The sequence below is a fragment of the Cycloclasticus sp. genome (genome assembly GCA_040743155.1).
Lineage (GTDB): Bacteria > Pseudomonadota > Gammaproteobacteria > Methylococcales > Cycloclasticaceae > Cycloclasticus.
Genome location: JBFLJU010000001.1, coordinates 2489945 through 2507715 on the forward strand (window position 1 = coordinate 2489945; position 17771 = coordinate 2507715).

General features: G+C 45.1%; 19 protein-coding genes. 8 read left to right on the forward strand and 11 right to left on the reverse strand.

What is annotated here, in order from left to right; all coding sequences use genetic code 11:
* The first annotated feature begins 2 nt into the window (after positions 1 to 2).
* Together waaA and AB1Y31_11945 are read left to right on the forward strand one after the other, a co-directional pair.
* Positions 3 to 1274, forward strand: coding sequence for a lipid IV(A) 3-deoxy-D-manno-octulosonic acid transferase (waaA, locus tag AB1Y31_11940; GenBank protein ID MEW4983890.1), 1272 nt, complete (start codon positions 3 to 5; stop codon positions 1272 to 1274).
* On the forward strand, positions 1261 to 2448 hold the full coding sequence (locus AB1Y31_11945; protein ID MEW4983891.1) for a YbfB/YjiJ family MFS transporter: 1188 nt from the start codon (positions 1261 to 1263) through the stop codon (positions 2446 to 2448). The genes waaA and AB1Y31_11945 overlap by 14 nt, the downstream gene beginning before the upstream one ends.
* A 90-nt stretch (positions 2449 to 2538) precedes the next feature.
* Here the strand turns inward: AB1Y31_11945 and AB1Y31_11950 are convergent, their stop codons facing one another.
* The 4 genes from AB1Y31_11950 to AB1Y31_11965 all read right to left on the reverse strand — a co-directional run bounded on the left by AB1Y31_11950 (position 2539) and on the right by AB1Y31_11965 (position 5244).
* Positions 2539 to 3873, reverse strand: coding sequence for a TolC family outer membrane protein (locus tag AB1Y31_11950; protein ID MEW4983892.1), 1335 nt, complete (start codon positions 3871 to 3873; stop codon positions 2539 to 2541).
* Positions 3874 to 3934: 61 nt separating this feature from the next.
* Complete coding sequence (gene dtd, locus AB1Y31_11955; protein ID MEW4983893.1) at positions 3935 to 4387, reverse strand: D-aminoacyl-tRNA deacylase; 453 nt, start codon at positions 4385 to 4387, stop codon at positions 3935 to 3937.
* Positions 4381 to 4923, reverse strand: coding sequence for a mismatch-specific DNA-glycosylase (locus tag AB1Y31_11960; protein MEW4983894.1), 543 nt, complete (start codon positions 4921 to 4923; stop codon positions 4381 to 4383). Before AB1Y31_11960 ends, dtd begins: the two co-directional genes overlap by 7 nt.
* Positions 4924 to 5244 carry a rhodanese-like domain-containing protein gene (locus tag AB1Y31_11965; GenBank protein MEW4983895.1) on the reverse strand — a complete coding sequence of 107 codons (321 nt, stop codon included), beginning with the start codon at positions 5242 to 5244 and terminating at the stop codon, positions 4924 to 4926.
* A gap of 140 nt (positions 5245 to 5384) precedes the next feature.
* On the opposite strand from AB1Y31_11965, the gene thiC reads away from it, so the two are divergent.
* Positions 5385 to 7208: a phosphomethylpyrimidine synthase ThiC gene (gene thiC, locus AB1Y31_11970; protein ID MEW4983896.1), complete on the forward strand. Its 1824-nt coding sequence runs from the start codon at positions 5385 to 5387 to the stop codon at positions 7206 to 7208.
* A gap of 12 nt (positions 7209 to 7220) precedes the next feature.
* On the opposite strand, the gene AB1Y31_11975 is transcribed toward thiC, so the two are convergent.
* From AB1Y31_11975 to AB1Y31_11990, 4 genes are all read right to left on the reverse strand, one after another.
* Positions 7221 to 8003 (reverse strand): DNA-binding domain-containing protein, encoded by a 783-nt coding sequence (locus tag AB1Y31_11975; GenBank protein MEW4983897.1) that lies wholly within the window; start codon positions 8001 to 8003, stop codon positions 7221 to 7223.
* Positions 8003 to 8884 (reverse strand): DUF692 domain-containing protein, encoded by an 882-nt coding sequence (locus AB1Y31_11980; protein ID MEW4983898.1) that lies wholly within the window; start codon positions 8882 to 8884, stop codon positions 8003 to 8005. Before AB1Y31_11980 ends, AB1Y31_11975 begins: the two co-directional genes overlap by 1 nt.
* 83 nt (positions 8885 to 8967) lie before the next feature.
* The gene (locus tag AB1Y31_11985; GenBank protein ID MEW4983899.1) at positions 8968 to 9231 is read right to left on the reverse strand and encodes a hypothetical protein; all 264 of its coding nucleotides are present in this window, start codon (positions 9229 to 9231) and stop codon (positions 8968 to 8970) included.
* A gap of 150 nt (positions 9232 to 9381) precedes the next feature.
* Positions 9382 to 9666, reverse strand: coding sequence for a hypothetical protein (locus AB1Y31_11990; protein MEW4983900.1), 285 nt, complete (start codon positions 9664 to 9666; stop codon positions 9382 to 9384).
* A 441-nt stretch (positions 9667 to 10107) separates the two neighbouring features.
* On the opposite strand from AB1Y31_11990, the gene AB1Y31_11995 reads away from it, so the two are divergent.
* Positions 10108 to 10920 (forward strand): sterol desaturase family protein, encoded by an 813-nt coding sequence (locus AB1Y31_11995; protein ID MEW4983901.1) that lies wholly within the window; start codon positions 10108 to 10110, stop codon positions 10918 to 10920.
* 81 nt (positions 10921 to 11001) lie between these two features.
* Positions 11002 to 11577 carry a TetR/AcrR family transcriptional regulator gene (locus tag AB1Y31_12000; protein ID MEW4983902.1) on the forward strand — a complete coding sequence of 192 codons (576 nt, stop codon included), beginning with the start codon at positions 11002 to 11004 and terminating at the stop codon, positions 11575 to 11577.
* 85 nt (positions 11578 to 11662) lie between these two features.
* Here the strand turns inward: AB1Y31_12000 and AB1Y31_12005 are convergent, their stop codons facing one another.
* Positions 11663 to 12274 (reverse strand): class I SAM-dependent methyltransferase, encoded by a 612-nt coding sequence (locus tag AB1Y31_12005; protein ID MEW4983903.1) that lies wholly within the window; start codon positions 12272 to 12274, stop codon positions 11663 to 11665.
* Between the two features lie 123 nt (positions 12275 to 12397).
* On the opposite strand from AB1Y31_12005, the gene uvrD reads away from it, so the two are divergent.
* Both uvrD and AB1Y31_12015 read left to right on the forward strand, forming a co-directional pair.
* Positions 12398 to 14563, forward strand: a complete 2166-nt coding sequence (gene uvrD, locus AB1Y31_12010; GenBank protein MEW4983904.1) for a DNA helicase II — start codon at positions 12398 to 12400, stop codon at positions 14561 to 14563.
* Between the two features lie 510 nt (positions 14564 to 15073).
* Positions 15074 to 15346 (forward strand): hypothetical protein, encoded by a 273-nt coding sequence (locus tag AB1Y31_12015; GenBank protein ID MEW4983905.1) that lies wholly within the window; start codon positions 15074 to 15076, stop codon positions 15344 to 15346.
* Positions 15347 to 15380: 34 nt separating this feature from the next.
* Here the strand turns inward: AB1Y31_12015 and AB1Y31_12020 are convergent, their stop codons facing one another.
* Together AB1Y31_12020 and AB1Y31_12025 are read right to left on the reverse strand one after the other, a co-directional pair.
* The gene (locus AB1Y31_12020) at positions 15381 to 16421 is read right to left on the reverse strand and encodes an aldo/keto reductase (GenBank protein MEW4983906.1); all 1041 of its coding nucleotides are present in this window, start codon (positions 16419 to 16421) and stop codon (positions 15381 to 15383) included.
* Between the two features lie 11 nt (positions 16422 to 16432).
* A complete protein-coding gene (locus AB1Y31_12025) occupies positions 16433 to 16921 on the reverse strand; it encodes a TIGR00645 family protein (protein MEW4983907.1) in 489 nt (162 codons plus the stop codon).
* A 142-nt stretch (positions 16922 to 17063) separates the two neighbouring features.
* Here AB1Y31_12025 and AB1Y31_12030 point away from each other — a divergent pair, with 142 nt between their 5' ends.
* A complete protein-coding gene (locus AB1Y31_12030; GenBank protein MEW4983908.1) occupies positions 17064 to 17759 on the forward strand; it encodes a DsbA family protein in 696 nt (231 codons plus the stop codon).
* Positions 17760 to 17771: the final 12 nt, after the last annotated feature.

Sequence of the window (17771 nt, forward strand, 5' to 3'; positions counted from 1 at the left end):
CGATGCGACTGGCGTACTCGGCCTTACTGTATTTCTTATCGCCATTTTTTATTCTGCGATTGCTGATGCGTGGGCGCAAAGCGCCAGCGTATTTAAGTCGTTGGGGTGAGCGTTTTGGTTGGTATGGAAAAGCTCAGCCGAAAGGCGTCATTTGGTTCCATACGGTTTCAGTCGGTGAGGCAGAAGCAGCCTTCCCACTAATTGATGCGATTGCGAAAAGGTTTCCAGAAAAGCCCATTTTGGTGACCACAACAACACCGACCGGTTCTGCGCGGGTGAAGGCATTTTTAGGTCATCGCGTACACCACGTATATTTACCCTACGATATGCCAGATGCGATGCGGCGTTTTTATCGCTGCTTTAAACCGTTAATAGCGATTATCTTAGAAACGGAAATTTGGCCGAATATGCTCCATCAGGCCAAGCGAAATGGCGTGCCGACAATTATAGTTAACGCGCGGCTTTCTGAGAAATCTGCAAAAGGATACGCTCGTTTGGGCTCGTTTATGACGCAAACATTGGCCGATATTACGCACGTTTGTGCGCAAACCGACGCCTCGTCAGAACGCTTTACCCGCTTGGGGCTAGATACAAACAGCATTACAGTGCCGGGCAATATTAAGTTTGATATAGAGATGCCTGCTCATTTGCTTGAGCACGCAGAAGTGATTCGACGAGACTGGTTTCAACAGCGACCGAGTTGGATTGCTGCGAGTACACACGAGGGCGAGGATGAAAAAGTATTAGAGGCTTTTTCTCAGGTAAAAAAGCAACTGCCTAATACGCTATTGGTGTTAGTGCCTAGACATCCCGAACGCTTTAATACGGTTGCAAAGTTATGTGAAAAAAGGGGCTGGACGATAACGCGCCGAAGTGAGCAAAAATCTGCGCGAGTGAATAGCGATGTGTTTTTGCTGGATACGTTAGGGGAATTGAAGTTGTATTATGCAACGGTCGACGTTGCCTTTATTGGTGGTAGTTTGGTGCCCACGGGTGGGCATAATATGCTTGAAGCCGCGGCGCTATCGGTGCCCGTTATTTTTGGCCCATTCGTGCATAATTTCACAGAAATCAGTGAGCGATTGCTATCAATGCAAGCGGCATTTCAAGTAGACGATGCAGCGGCGTTGGCGTCAAGGGTGATTGGTTTGCTAGAGCACTCAGAGAAACGAGACCAGATGGGAAGTGCGGGCCGCGAGTTCGTAGAACAAAATAAAGGCGCGGTGAATAAAGTGGCAGAGCGCATTATAAGTACTCTAGATGGCGCACGATAATAGCCGCCTAAAAGTGCTCGCTTCGGGTGTTTTTTGTTTAATACTAACAATGAGTATAGCCCGTTTTTCCTACACCCCAATGATACCGGCGATGTTCGAGCAAGTCGGGCTAACAAAGGTGTTGGCAGGCTGGTTGGCGACAATAAATTATGCCGGTTATATGCTAGGCGCTTTAACAGCGACACTGGTCGGCAACTTGCTCATCAAGGATCGAATCTATCGAACGGGATTAATTCTCGCCATTATAACAACGCTAATGATGGGCTTATCTGATAACCCTTGGCTGTGGGCTGTTTCACGCTTTGTTGCGGGGTTTAGCTCCGCTGCAGGCTTATTGATCGGTGCGGGCCTCATGTTGAACTGGTTGATCAGGCACCATCATCGAAGTGAAATGGGTGTTCACTTTAGTGGCATAGGCTTAGGCATTGTTTTGGTGGCGCTACTGCTTGAATGGACGAATCAATTAAGCTGGTCGGAACAGTGGATGTTGCTCGCGGTTGTTGGTGCTGGGCTTGCCATTCCGGCATGGCGCTGGCTACCTCCGCCTGACCCAAGCGGTGTAACGAAGGCGGGACAGGTGCTTGATGATAAGCCACCGAGTAAGCTCTTTCTAAGGTTAATGTTGGTGGTGTATTTTTGTGCGGGATTTGGTTTTGTTATCAGCGCCACCTATATTGTTGCCATCGTCGAGAGCCAGCCAGCATTGCAAGGGCAAGGCGAAATGACGTTTCTTATCTTAGGCCTTTGCGCTACCCCTGCCTGCATTATCTGGGACTTGGTGTCTAGAAAAACGGGGATCTTAAACGCATTATTACTGGCATATTTAATCCACTCGCTAGGGATTGTGTTGCCTGCCTTAAGTGATACGTTGTTGTTCGCCCTGCTTAGCGCGGGCTTATACGGCTTTACCTTTGTTGGAATCGTTAGCATTGTTTTAACGATGGCCGGTAGATTTTACCCGACGAAGCCGGCTAAGCTGATGGGCATGCTAACAATGAGTTATGGGGTGCCACAAATTATTGCACCGACGATAGCGGGCTACTTAGCGGGTTCGACCGGTAATTATGATGCGTCTTTGTATATGGCGAGTGGTTTTGTGTTACTGGGTTTTTTTGTTATTTTAGCCATTAAAAAATGGGCAGCTGAAGATATCAGCTTGCTTGATAGCAAATAATCGGCGTGATTAATGCTGCTAGGTTCAAAACGAGCGAGGTTTAGACTGCTGGTTTTGGCCTGAAGAGGTGGTTAAGTGAGTCGATGAGTACTAATGTTGAAGCCATTGATTGACTGTTTCAAGGTCGCTTGCAGACAGTGATCCGGCGGTATTTTTCAGCGTTAGAATACTAAGAATGTAATTTCTTTTTGCGGCGATTAGTTGAAACTTTGCCCGCGATAAATTGCTCTGAGCATCAAGCACGTCCACGATAGTGCGGGTGCCAACCTCCAAGCCTACCTCGTTAGCGTCTAGCGAACTCTTATTTGAAATAATGGCTTGCTCTAAGGCGTGAATTCTCTGCAAGTTTGTTGTTACGCCTCTAAATGCGTCGCGTGTTTCTCTTAACGTTGTGCGCTGTAATGACTGTAAAACATCGATTGATTGCTTATGCTTAAAGGCCGCTTGTCTTGTTAAAGACAGTGTTTTGCCGCCAGCAAATAACGCCATATTTAATTCTAGCCCGAGCCTGTCTGATTCGTTTCTAAACCCTGTGCCAAAGCTTCCGCCGCCAGTTTCGCTGTATCGGTGAGAGGCGACTATATCAATGGTAGGGTAGTGTGCAGAGCGGTTAATGTTAATTTCTTTTTTAGCAATGTCGATATCATATCTTGCCATTTCAAGGGAGAGGTTGTTTTCAGCGGCAGATGTTTCCCAAGTATTAATGTTATTTGGTTCAGGTGTCGACAAGGGAAAAGAGGCTGCCAAGGGGGCGAGCGTTAATTCGTCCGTTTGAATGATTTCGCGTAACGCCTCTTTTGCTGAATACAGGAGGTCTTGTGCGGCAATTTGGGTTGCAACCGATAAGTCGTATCGAGCTTGGGCATCGTGGACATCGGTGATAGCGATAAGGCCGACGTCAAAACGTACTGTTGCCTGCTCAAGCTGGCGTGTAAAGGCGTTAACGTCATCGTTTGCTAAGTTTAAGTTTACTTCAGCCCGTAGCGTGTCTAAGTAACGCTCGGTTAACCGGAGAATAAGTGCTTGTTCGGCGTGCTGGTACGCCACCTCGGCTTTAGAAACGCGTTCATTAGCCTGTTTGTAACGAGTAAAGTGAGCCCAATTGAATAACGGCTGCTTCAGCGAGACAGAAAAGCTTTCATCACGAAACTGGCTGGTACTTTTACCGCCACCGGAAAAACTGCTTTCACTTTCTTGGCGCACGTCATTCGATATGGCTGATAGATTAATACTTGGCAGTAAATCAGCTAATGCTTGCGGGTTTGCTTCTTTTGATGCGAGTAACTGGTTATAGGCGGCATGAAGGTCTGCATCGTTTTCTAGCGCTAGTTTGTAAGCGCTGACTAAATCGACAGGTTGAGCGAAATTTAGTAGTGGGTATAGACAAAGAATGGCACTTAGTAATAATTTTTTAGATGGATTCATGGCTGCTTGAAGGCTTAATTTTATGCAATGACTTTAGCATGTAGCTGACAAATAGGTGAGCTTAAAGCTTACATTTGTTCGTTTTTAGTGTGAATGTAACGGGGCCGTCATTGCATAAAGAAACCTGCATATCCGCGCCAAACTCACCACAGGATACCTTGTCATATTGTTGCTTTGCGTACTGCACGGCGAATTCAAATAAAGGCTTAGATATACTCGGTGCTGCGGCTGGGGTGAAGCTTGGGCGAGCGCCCTTTTTGGTGTCGGCGGCTAAGGTGAACTGTGGAATGAGTAATAAGCCGCCGCCTACCTGTCGAATGTTCAAGTTCATTTTGTCATCGGAGTCGGCAAATATTCGATAATTTAATATCCGATCAATTAACTGTTTTACCTCTGTTTCGCCGTCGCCTTTTTCGATCGCCAGCAAGGCCATGATGCCTTGTTTAATCTCCCCAATAATAATGTTGTCGACAGTAACGTTAGCGTGTGAGACGCGTTGAATAACGGTTAACACGGCGGTTGTTTTGCTAATTGCTGAAACAAGTCTTTGTAACTATCGGTGATAACGGATAATGAAAAAGCAGCATTTGCAGGGCTTGGGTTGGGCGTTACGTAAACGGGGCAACTATTAATGCTCCAGCTTTGCAAACCCCATTGACTAGGTCGGCTTTTATCGGCGCTGTATTGCAGGTGTTTTTGGCAGGTTAATTTACCGTGAAACCAAACCATGCGAGGTCGTATGCTGTCGATAAGGTTCTGCAAGCGTGCGCTACCAGCGCGATAGTCGGCGGCTTTTAGGTCTTTGCAACCTGCTGTCGGACGTTTAACAAGGTCGCTGAAACCAATGCGATATTGGCTGTGTAAACGATGGCAACTCTCAAGGCTGGGTTTTAATTCGCTGTCAAAAAAGCCACAGTCATTAAGTGCCGTCCAAAAGCGATTGCGAGGGTTAGCAAAGTAAAACCCAGCGTCCACCGACGGAAGGGAGGGATTCAAGCCAATGGATAAAACGTCTAAATGCTCACTTAATATGTCGGGGAGAGTCTCCACTTAGTAAGTTGGCATCTCATTATCAACGCTGGCAGCCCACGCATGAACGCCGCCGCTGAGGTTAGTAATATCTTTAAAGCCATTTTGCATTAAGAATTGTGCGACTTGTTGGCTTCGCATACCGTGATGGCAGATGGTGATAATAGGGGTGTCTTCAGGCAGTTCCTCTAAGCGGCTTGGAATGCTTTGCATGGGGATCAAATGGCTATTGTTAATATGACAATATTCAAATTCGTGGGGTTCTCTTACGTCCAAGAGAAAAGGGGGTGTTTTCGAGTCCTCAAGAAGCGCATTTAATTCAGCTGCTGAAATATTTTTCATTTAGAAAAGCCTGGTTGTTATTCAGAATTAATTATAACAGTGTGTGATAAGATGCCGACTATTCAATAGTCAATTACGCGCATCAACACGAGGTTATTATGAGTGCAATCCCAGAAGAGTTTCAGAAGAAAACCGAAGCCATGCAAGCGGCCGCTATTGAGCCATTGCCCAACTCTGAAAAGGTTTACATCAAAGGCTCTCGCGACGATATAAACGTACCGATGCGCAGAATCTCCTTGTCCGATACCCCTACAAGCTTTGGCGCAGAAAAGAACCCAGACGTGTACGTCTATGATTGTTCGGGTGCTTATACCGACCCTGATGCGGTCATTGATTTACGTAAAGGCTTGGCCAACGTGCGGACGCCATGGATTTTAGACAGGAATGATACCGAGCTATTAGACGGGCCAACATCTAGCTTTGGGCAACAGCGGCAAAATGCACTTGAGTTGGCCAGTTTAAGGTTTGAACATATTCAATCGCCAAGACGAGCAAAAGCGGGCGAAAATGTTAGTCAAATGCACTACGCGAAAAAAGGCATCATCACGCCTGAAATGGAATATATCGCGATACGTGAAAACATGAAGCGATCTGAGATTAATGCGCAGCAGCACCCCGGTGAATCATTCGGTGCCAGCATTCCAGAAGAAATTACCGCAGAATTTGTGCGTGAAGAAATTGCCCGTGGCAGAGCGATTATTCCTGCAAATATCAACCATCCAGAAGTTGAGCCAATGATTATTGGGCGTAACTTCTTAGTTAAAATTAACGGTAATTTAGGTAATTCAGCCGTTACTTCGTCAATTGAAGAAGAAGTAGACAAAATGGTTTGGGGTATCCGTTGGGGTGCCGATACCATTATGGATTTATCGACGGGTAAAAATATTCACGAAACACGTGAGTGGATTTTACGGAATTCACCGGTACCCATTGGTACGGTGCCAATTTATCAAGCACTAGAAAAAGTAAACGGCAAGGCTGAAGACTTAACGTGGGAAATTTTCCGCGATACCTTGATTGAACAAGCAGAGCAAGGGGTGGATTACTTTACGATTCATGCCGGTGTTCTTTTGCGTTATGTACCGATGACCGCTAAGCGTGTGACGGGCATTGTTTCTCGTGGCGGTTCAATTATGGCGAAGTGGTGTTTAGCGCACCATAAAGAAAACTTTCTCTACACACACTTTGAAGATATTTGCGAGATTATGAAGGCCTACGATGTATCCTTCTCGTTGGGTGATGGTTTGCGTCCGGGTTCATTGGCCGATGCGAATGACGAAGCGCAATTTGGCGAATTAGAAACGCTTGGTGAATTGACCAAAATTGCTTGGAAGCACGATGTGCAAACCATGATCGAAGGCCCTGGCCACGTGCCGATGCAAATGATTAAAGAGAACATGGATAAACAGCTAGAGTGCTGTGACGAAGCGCCGTTCTATACGCTTGGCCCACTGACCACAGATATTGCACCGGGTTATGACCACATCACCTCCGGTATCGGTGCGGCGATGATTGGCTGGTATGGTTGTGCGATGCTTTGTTACGTGACTCCAAAAGAACATTTGGGCTTACCGAATAAGGAAGACGTACGGGTTGGCATAATTACGTATAAAATCGCAGCGCATGCCGCGGATTTAGCCAAAGGTCATCCGGGTGCGCAAATTCGTGATAATGCATTGTCAAAAGCACGTTTTGAGTTTCGCTGGGAAGATCAGTTCAATTTAGGACTAGACCCAGACCGCGCACGTGAATATCACGATGAAACATTACCAAAAGACTCAGCTAAAGTGGCTCACTTTTGTTCAATGTGTGGGCCACATTTTTGTTCAATGAAAATTAGCCAAGATGTGCGAGATTATGCAGCTAAAGAAGGCATGAATGAACAGGACGTTGTTACTAAAGGCCTGTCAGAAAAAGCCGACGAGTTTAAAAACAAAGGTGCGCAAATATACAAGAAAGTTTAGTTAAACGAGCTATTAGGTATTGAGCGAAGCAATAAGGCCCTCGTTGACCCACGATGTCAAATAAGCGATTGCTTGTGAGGGTACTTCTTCTTCGCTGAAATCATTTAATAATTGTTCACACATGTCAGCAAAAGTCCGCCCAGCGAGGACGAGTTCCAAGGCACTAGCCTCAGCAATTTTTACAGGCCGATAACGGCTAATTAATGTGCTGTCTCGCCATAGCAGCCAGACGTCGGGCGTGCTGAGATGTTCAGTTTTAGGTGGTGGCATATCATTCGCCAGTGCTTTCCAAACAGCAAAGCTATTGAGCTTAAACGTTAGGGCTTGTACCGAGGGGTGAAACGTAAAGCTGAGTGTTTCCCATGCCTCTGAGGGCAAAGATGTTAAGGCATCGATAGAGACTAGCTCGCTGTCTTGCGCATCAAAGCTGTCGGCAAAAGCGGCTTCTATACCGGCGATTTCTGTCAGTATCGGGTGTTGCCGGTAAGGCTCCTCGTCGCGCAGTAAGTTTGCCATTTGCGTGCTGTAATAGCGTAAATTTGTCTGTTGTGACGGGTAATGTTCAATGTAACGTTCAAGTAACTGCTCAAATTGTTCGTCCCCTAAATAATCGTGCAGTTTTTCATAATCGGTCGTTATGGCTTCTTTTAACCGTTCTTTATAGGCGTAAGCATAAATATCTAGGCGCTTTTTGGCAGATAAATTGGCTGTTGATTGGATGTGCTTGGCGATGTCGGTTGTCTTGCCTAATAAATGCCCCATAAAAGCCTGTTGTAAATTGCGCAATTCGGACATTAGGTCACACCCTTTAAAATAGCTCGTTGGTTAAGAAGTAATTCACGGGAGTTTAAGGTTTTCGTGGCTATTTTTTCAGCGATACGAAGCTCCTCTCTTAATTCACTGAAGGCGGGGATATTATCGTCGCGTTCTATCATCGTGCTAACGGCTCCAAAGCGCTTAAGCGCGTATTCGTAGAGCTGCCAAACGGGATCGCATACCTCGTGGTCGTGAGTGTCGATAAGCATGCCTTCCTGAGTGCTGTGGCCGGCTAGGTGAAATTGCATAACACGTTCCTTATCAATGCCGTTGATATAGTCTTGAGGGTTGAAATGGTGGTTATGTGCGCTAACAAAAATATTATTAATATCGAGCAAAATATAACAGCCAGAGCGCTTGGCTATTTCATTCAAGAACTGCCATTCGCTCATCACCGATTCGTTATAGGTCACATAGCTCGATAGGTTTTCAATAAGCATGGGTCGGCCAATAAAGTCTTGGACTTGGCTAATGCGGCTGGCAAGGTGCTCAATAGTTGTTTCGTTATAAGGGAGAGGCAGCAAGTCGTGGCTGTTTGTATGGGCAAATTGCGTCCAACACAAATGATCGGAGTACCAACAGGGCTCAATGCGTTCAATCAGTTTTTTTAAATCGCTTAAATAGCCTTTATTGAGTGGATCGGTGCTACCAATCGACATTGAGACGCCGTGCATCACCATCGGGTAATCGGCGCGAATTTTGTCTAAATTTGCAAGCGGCTTGCCCCCCGGCACCATGTAGTTTTCTGAAAGAATCTCGAACCAGTCTACCTGAGGCTTATGCTCTATCACGTGTTGATAATGCTCCGTGCGTAAGCCTAAACCAAACCCTAAAAAGGGGCGATTAGCATTGGCGATCATCGTTTTACCAGTTAGTTAAGTTGAAAAAGATAAAACCATGGCGTCACTGTATGAGGCGAAGCCATGGCTTAATGACATGAGTTTTATTCGCCGACAGTGCCGCCAATGTCGTCACAGGCTTTTTCTGACACTTTTACATAGCCGGTGCCTTTGCAGGATGCTTTACCCATGCAAGCATTTTTAGCGGTTTTGCAATCGTTGTGACCACCGCATTTATTAACACCATAGCAGTGAACTGTTTTAGACGCACTTTTGCTGGAATCGGGACTCGCCATGGCCGTTGTTGTAGCCATCATTCCGGCTGCTGCCATTGCTAAAGCGATACCTGCTGTTTTGTATGTATTCATTGTAGAGCTCCTTGCTGAATTAAAGACGTTAAGAAAAAAGGACTTTCATTTGAGTCCTTGTCTTTAAGACCTAGGGCAATAACTAAATCTTACATAAAGATTTTTATACAACAGTTTATTAGCGGCTTATTGAAAATCTCAGCCGCTGATTTAGATTGAGTATTCTCTTCGAAACGAATCCACACCATCTGTGACTAAGGAGGGTGGTTTTCTGGTGATATACCTGAGTTTTAACGATGGCCGTCGGTGGTCGGCTTCAATAGAATAGTTAGGGTGCCAACTAGAATCCCTTCTTATGTATTGATGAGCTAGTAGTTGTTTGTGGTGAATTTTCTTAGAGCGGCTGTGTTTGATAAACCACTTTGCAGCGCTGTCAGGCTTTATATTCAATAGTCCGTGGTATTCGGTGCCGCCGTGCTGATCTTGAATTTGCATAATTTTGCAGCTGTATAGTTCCGGCGACTGGGTAAAGGGTATGCGAGTTTTTTTCGAGAGAAGTGAAAGGGCTGTCCTTTCAAGTTGAGTTTGTGTGGTTAGATCGGATAACCGAGATAGAAAAACATCCATAGCGACGACTCCCCTCGTATTGTGTGAAATATCAATATAGAGCTACATAAAAAAGTATAGACCAAGTTTTGTTTAAATCAATATTTTGTTTTCTAATATTTTATGGGCAAATTCGTGTTAACTACTTTCATTAGAGAAGAGGGTAAACGTATTTTACGGATAATGATTTGTTTCATGTGCCTTAACGGCCCTTCTCAAGTCGTGTTTTAACGGGGGCACGCTGTTGAGCGTACCTTATTATGTAAGCTCGCCAATATTAAGCTCCATGCAAACAAGGAATAGTTTGCTGTATATACGTTACTATGACGTATGTTTGAAATAGACCCTTTATTTAAACCGATTCTTGTGGGTTCGATCTTTGGCGTATTGTGGTCACTAGAGGCGCTATACCCAATGTTTCATTTTAGGAATAAGCGGCTAAAACACGATATGACCAACTTCACTGTGGGCATAATAAATGCTCTGTTAGCGGGGTTTATTTTTGGAAACTTAGTTTTTGTAATCACGGTGTGGGCAAGCGAAAATCAACTGGGCTTACTAAGCGTGTTAGCAATAAACCCGTGGATAGAAATGATTATTGGTTTAGTGCTATTTGATTGCTGGCAATATTGGTGGCATAGAATTAACCACGTTATCCCCTTTCTTTGGCGTTTCCACGCGGTTCATCATTCCGATGCGGCAATGGATGCGAGTTCTGCCGTTCGATTTCATACCGTAGAAATCATCTATTCCAGCGCGATTCGATTATTGATATTGCCGCTAATAGGTTTAAGCATTGAGCATTTGCTGGTGTATGAGTTGATATTGTTACCGGTTATTTTATTTCACCACAGCAATATCATGGTTCCGGCAAGGTTGGATAAATTGCTGCGATTTTTTATTGTCACGCCACGAATTCACTGGCTGCATCACTCGCATATTAAAAGAGAAACGGATTCTAACTATTCGAGTTTGTTGTCTGTATGGGACCGTATTTTTGGGAGCTTTCGTTTAAGGGATGACCCGCAAAACATAAGGTTTGGTTTAGGCGATAAGTTTGACGAAACACCTTGGGATAACTTTGTGGGGCTTTTAAAGCAGCCATTTAATACGGGCTTGTATAAAAGCAACCAGCCAAAGTAATTTAGCGAAGCTCGAGGTTTGTTTTACAATGAAGGGCTTCACTTTCTGTGAAGGCGTCAAAAGGATAGTAAGGGATTATGAATGGCTAGAGCTAGGCAGTTTGACGGGGAAAAAGCGCTGGAACAAGCGCTAACCCTTTTTCGTAAGCAAGGCTATCATGCAAGCTCGTTGGCGGACTTAATGAAGGCGATGGGGTTAAGCCGTAGCAGTTTTTATGCAACATTTGGCAGTAAGCACGAGCTTTTTTTAGCGACATTAGCCTCTTTCGATAAGACGGCTGCAATATACAACGTTATTGAGCCTGACTCAGGTTTGCCTTCGAAAGCTTTGCTCGCGCAAGTGTTTGCTCGAGCGATAGCCAGTGTTATTGGAGGGCAAGGCGGCTGTCTGTTTGGTAACTGTGCAGTGGAGTTTTCAAGCGCCGACCAGCCAGTATTAGATCATGTAACGAACGGCATGCAACAATTGCAAGAGATGTTTGTAGAAGTGATAGAGATTGGGCAGCGAAAGGGTGATGTGCCTAAGGATACGAGTGCTCAAGCAATAGCGAGTAATTTAGTGGCAACTTACTACGGTATCCAAACCATGGCCAAGGCGGGGCTAAGCCTCGATGCCTTAAAACAGGTTATTTCTCAGGCACTGCTGCAATTAGACTAAGAAAAAAACCAAAGGAACGATCGTTCCGTAAGAATCGTATCGACCATGCACGAGTTAAGCATTGCCAAGTACGTCGAATTAAAAGCTAGCGGCGGCGAGAGACGATGGCGAGCCAAGGTTGTTGTGCTATTGGTTTGCCTTTCGGCCGATAGTAATGCTCAAGCAATTCAAACCCTGCTTGTTCTAAAAATACTTTAGTGGAATCAAGCTCAAGGTAATGGCCATAACGCTGACCTTGCCAGCCCTCGGTACTACCGCGTGGGTTGGAGGTAAATAAGATGCCGCCGACGCGTAAGCAAGCGTGTAGTTTGCGCAATACATTTAAAAGCTCACTGCTGGGAACGTGAAACAGCGATGCATTGGCAAATACGCCATCAAAACTGGCATCGGGCAAATCCATATTGACGAACGTTTGATTGAGAGTCGGGCAGCCGCTGTGTTCAGTGGCCATTCGGCAAAAGGTGGCAGAGCCGTCCAAGCCGATTGGCTTGTGCCCTAATGATTTAAAGCGCAGCAAGTCTCGACCAGGTCCGCAGCCTACATCGAGGATATCGAGAGCTTTGTTTGTTGGCAGTGCGGCCAAAAAAGCATCAATATTTTGTGAAACATCGTGGTCTTTTGTACCCGCCCAAAATGCCTCGGCATTATTCTCATAATGCTCAATTGTCGTCCCTTCTTTGTGAGTAATGTCATTCATATGGTGCATCTAATGGTGTTTGCTTATGGATGTCAACTGAAGGCGGCGCAAGAGGCAGCATTTGCTTTAAATGCAGTGTGCCCGAAGGGTGAAACTTATGCGTCGTCGGTATAAACTACTCGGATGGATATTACACATATATTAGACGGTTTAAATGATGCTCAGCGTGATGCTGTTAGTGGGCCAGAAAAGGCAGCGCTAATTTTAGCGGGGGCGGGCAGTGGTAAAACGCGGGTACTGGTGCATCGTATTGCGTGGTTGATGCAAGTTGAAGGCGTTTCGCCTTTTGGGATCTTGGCGGTCACCTTTACCAATAAGGCCGCGGGCGAAATGCGCGAGCGGGTTCAATCAATGTTGAAAACGCCCGTTGGTGGCATGTGGATTGGTACATTCCATGGTATTGCCCATCGTTTATTGAGAATGCACGCGCAAGAGCTGGGGTTGCCCGATGCATTTCAGGTGCTCGATTCTGATGATCAGTTCCGCATGATTAAGCGCTTGCTCAAGTCAATGAGTGTCGACGACTCGCGCTGGCCGCCGCGTCAGGTGCAGTGGTTTATTAATGCACAAAAAGATGAAGGCCGTCGGGCGGCGCATATTGCCCCGTCGAGCGATCATTTTGAACAAAAAATGCTAGAGATTTATGCTGAATATGAAGCGCAATGCAAACGATCTGGTTTGGTCGATTTTGCAGAATTATTACTGCGCGCACATGAGTTATTACGTGATAACGACGAGGTACGGCAGCACTATCAAGAACGTTTTAAACACGTACTGGTGGATGAATTTCAAGACACCAACACCATTCAATATGCTTGGTTACGCCTGCTGACGCAAGAGTCAGAAAACCTCTATGTGGTAGGAGACGATGATCAGTCTATTTACGGCTGGCGCGGTGCGAAAATTGAAAATATCCACCGCTTTCAGAAAGACTATGCTGAGCATAAAGTTGTTCGATTAGAGCAAAACTACCGCTCAACCAGTACTATTCTGAAGGCAGCTAACGCGCTTATTGTTAACAACGAAGGCCGAATGGGCAAAGAGCTGTGGACGGATGGCGAAGACGGCGAGTTGATTTCTTTGTACGCGGGTTATAACGATCAAGATGAGGCGCGTTTTGTTGTCGATAGAATTAAAGACTGGGTCAGCAACGGCCATACGCGAGCAGAATCGGCTATTTTATATCGCTCTAACGCACAATCGCGGTTATTTGAAGAATACTTAATGGCAGCCGGTATACCGTATCGGGTATACGGTGGGCATCGTTTCTTCGAGCGAATGGAAATCAAAAATGCGCTGGCGTATATGCAGTTGGCAACACACCATGAAAATGACGCGGCATTTGAACGCATTGTGAATACGCCAACACGTGGCTTAGGTACGCGGACGTTAGATATTATTCGTGAACAAGCACGCGCACAAAGTATCAGCCTATGGCAGGCGGCTAGCAAATTGTGTGAAGGGACAGAGCTTAGTGGTCGTGCACTCAATGCGCTAACTGGTTTTTTAAGCCTTATCCGCCAGCTTGTTGTGGAAATGCAGACAATGAGCCTGCATGAAAAAGTTGAGCAAGTGATTAGCCGCTCCGGCTTGATTGAACACCATAAAAAAGAGAAGGGCGAAAAAGGTGAAGCTCGCGTAGAAAACTTAGAAGAACTCAGTAATGCCGCTAGGCAATTCTCTTACGAGGCTGATGGTGACGTTGAGTTGAGCGAGCTGGACTCATTTTTAGCACATGCGGCGTTAGAAGCGGGCGATGCTCAAGGTGATAAGTTTGAGGACTGTGTGCAGTTGATGACCTTGCATTCAGCGAAAGGCTTAGAATTTCCGTTGGTCTTTATGACAGGCATGGAAGAAGGTCTATTTCCGAGTCAGCGTTCAGTAGATGATGTTACTAAATTAGAAGAAGAACGCCGCCTAGCGTATGTGGGCATCACGCGTGCGATGGAGCAGTTGTACCTAACATACGCTGAGTCGCGTCGCTTACACGGGCAAGAAAATTATCCGATGCCATCACGTTTTATTCGTGAGGTTCCCTCAGATTTGATGCAAGAAGTGCGTTTAGGTGCGCGCGTGTCAAGACCCGTCGCACCGAGTTATAAAGCCAGTAAAACTGAGCAATCAGACGGCGGTTATAAAATGGGACAACGTGTGATGCACGCTAAATTCGGGGAAGGGGTCGTGCTCAACCACGAGGGCAGTGGTGCGCAAGCGCGCTTGCAAGTCAACTTTTCATCAGAAGGCAGTAAATGGTTGATGTTGGCGTACGCCAAGCTTGAAAAACTATAGTGGGAGGTATGCGCCAGGCTGGGTAGCAGAAAAGTGGCTTGGGTTAATCTTGGTTTTCACATCAGCGTCGTTATTAGCTGAAAATCATCAAGCTCTCAGATGTTCAGTAAGCCACAATAAGTACCCGAGAATGTCAGGTCAGCGATTGCTGCAACAACACATGTCAACATGTGAAAGTTCAAGCGATAAAATAACAATAACCTGAGTTTTATTGTTAGCAATGAGGATGTTTTGTTGCTTAACGCTAGAGGCAACTAATTGTTACGAAAGCAGTGCATGACGTAACTAAAATAAATCAATCGGTTTATAAATACTTAGGCATATTTGATGAATTAGCACTGAGAGATGCCAGCATAATGATTAAGCAGGTGGAGTTTGAGTGGAATATCTGATTTAGGTCAAAATATTATAGATAAACACCAGTTTGTTAGTAGGTTTATGGCGTAAAAGAGCAGAGTTATTTGTCTATATTAATAGGTTAATAAGATTAATAATTGTGCGGAGGAAGTCATGCTTACATATGAAGATTGTGCTGATTTAAGTGACCTAACAGGTGAAGAAATAGATGCTATAGCTGAACATGAGAACATCCCTAGAATTATAGCTGTGGAGTTAGGGCACTATTTGCTTGAAGCTGATGATGGCGTTCCAGCCATTAAGAAAATTATTCTGGATGACCTTAATAATGCGCAAGCGAAAGGGGATGCTGTGCAAACGGCTAAACTTAAACTTGTCCTTCAACACTTTGTTGTCACGCACCCGCAAAACAAGGCGGGTGCGTAATATGGGGTGATGTTTATATGCTGGTTAGTTACACCTAAAATGGCATAGGGTAACGTCTTCGAACAGCTTGAATTCCTTCAAGAACATCTTGCGATAAGGTTAAATTAATTGAGTCGATATTGCTTTTTAGTTGCTGCATAGTCGTTGCGCCAATCAAATTGGAGGTCACGAAGGGCTGCTGATTAACAAAAGCCAGTGCCATTTGGCACACATCAAGGTTATGTTCTTTAGCTAAGGCCATATAGGCTTCAATAGTGGCATCAGTTTGTGGGTTTGCACGGTGTTCTTTGCGGCTATCAATAGCGAGTCGGGTACCTTTTGGCATGGCACCGTTTAGGTATTTTCCGCTGATTAGGCCGCGTGTTAACGGTGACCAAGCAAGTAAACCACAGTCTTCGTGTAACGCAATTTCGCTAAGGTCGGGTTCAAAATGGCGAGCCATTAAAGAATATTCGTTTTGAATAGTGGCCATGCGTGGCAGGTTGTGTTTTTCAGACAACTCGAGCCACTTGCTGGTTCCCCAGGCAGTTTCATTTGAGAGACCAACGTGACGAATTTTTCCAGCGCTAATGAGCTCTGCCAGTGTTTCAAGTACTTCAATAAAATTAGCTTCAACAGCTTGCTTATCAAAGTCTGGTGCGTAGTCCCAAATTTGTCCAAAGTGGTAAGAGCCACGGTTTGGCCAATGTAATTGGTACAGGTCAATATAATCGGTTTTTAAACGCGTTAAGCTGTCTTCAACGGCCAACAAAATATTTTTACGGTCGATGACGTTTTCGCCATTTCTAACCCAGGCCATGCCAGGGCCTGCAATTTTTGATGCAAGAATAACTTTGTCGCGGTTTTTACGAGACTCGAACCAATTGCCGATAATCGTTTCTGTTTTACCATAGGTCTCCGCGTTCGGCGGCACAGCGTACATTTCGGCGGTATCAAAAAAGTTAATGCCGTGGTCGAGGGCGTAGTCCATTTGCTCGAAGCCTTCATCTTGCGTATTTTGGCGACCCCATGTCATGGTGCCTAGGCCAATTAGGCTAACGTTAAGATCACTTCTACCCAGTTGCTTATATTTCATGTCAATTCCTTTTAGTGTTGGTTCATTTTATCAACCCATGCCATTCCAATGGCGGATAGAACGAAAGTGATGTGGAGAATAACGAACCACATCAATTTATCGTTTGCGATGTGTTCAGCATTCATAAATTTTTGTAATAAGTGAATGGACGAAATTGCCACGATAGAGGCAGCAACTTTTTGCTTTAGTGAGCCGGAGTCCAGCTTACCCAACCACGAGAGTTTTTCTTCGCCTTCGTCTATATCAATTCGGGACACGAAGTTTTCATAGCCGCTGAGCATCACCATAATGATGAGCCCGCCGACCAACGACATATCCACTAGCGAGAGGATGACAAGCACCATGTCAGACTCGGTGGTGGATAATATAATCGGAAAGAAATGGAGTGCTTCTTGGAAAAACTTGATGGAGAGTAAAATAAGCGCGAGGCTTAATCCTAAGTATATCGGTGCGAGTAGCCACCTAGCGGCGTAGAGTGCTTTTTCAATACGGTTTTCAATGGATGGCATATCAGCGTCTTTCGGGTGATTTTAATGAGCCAGTATACATGGCCTAATGTCTATTGTTTAACACTTCTCACTATCGTGTAGAGCCGGTAATATAAGAGTTTTTGAAATGACAATAATGTAAAAAGGGGCTTAAATGTCAGAATCTAAAAGCGTTTCAATTATGCACTTTTCAGATGTGCTATGTATATGGGCTTATTTAACGCAAATACGTATGGACACATTGAAATCGAAATTTGGCGATAGCATTAATTTGCAATATCATTTTGTTCAGGTTTTCGGTTCGGTGAAATCCAAAATGGAGCAAAACTGGAACCATAGAGGCGGCATCGAGGCCTATAACAAATTGGTTTGCGGCGAGGCATCTAAATTTGATCACATTGAAGTGCATGAGGATATATGGCTTAAAAATACACCCACTAGTTCGGCATCATGCCACCTGTTTCTTAAAGCGGTTCAGCTGGTCGAAATGAAGGGAGGGCTGCCGCTATTAGAAACTGGCGGTTCTATTGTTGAGACAGTGATCTGGACTATGCGACAAGATTTTTTCAAAAATTTGATTGATATATCAACACAATCAGCACAGATGGATATTGCAGCAAGGCTGGGCTTGCCAATAGATAAAATTCAAGCAGAAATAGATACTGGCGCAGCGTTTGCCGCGTTGGATAACGATGTGCAATTGAGAGAAAAGTACCGTGTGATGGGTAGCCCAACCCTTGTGTTTAACGAAGGCCGTCAAATGATTTATGGTAACGTGGGATATCGTGTTATTGAAGCGAATGTCTTAGAGTTGCTCAGTAAACCAAAAGCAGCAGCGAGCTGGTGCTAGATACTTGTAGGA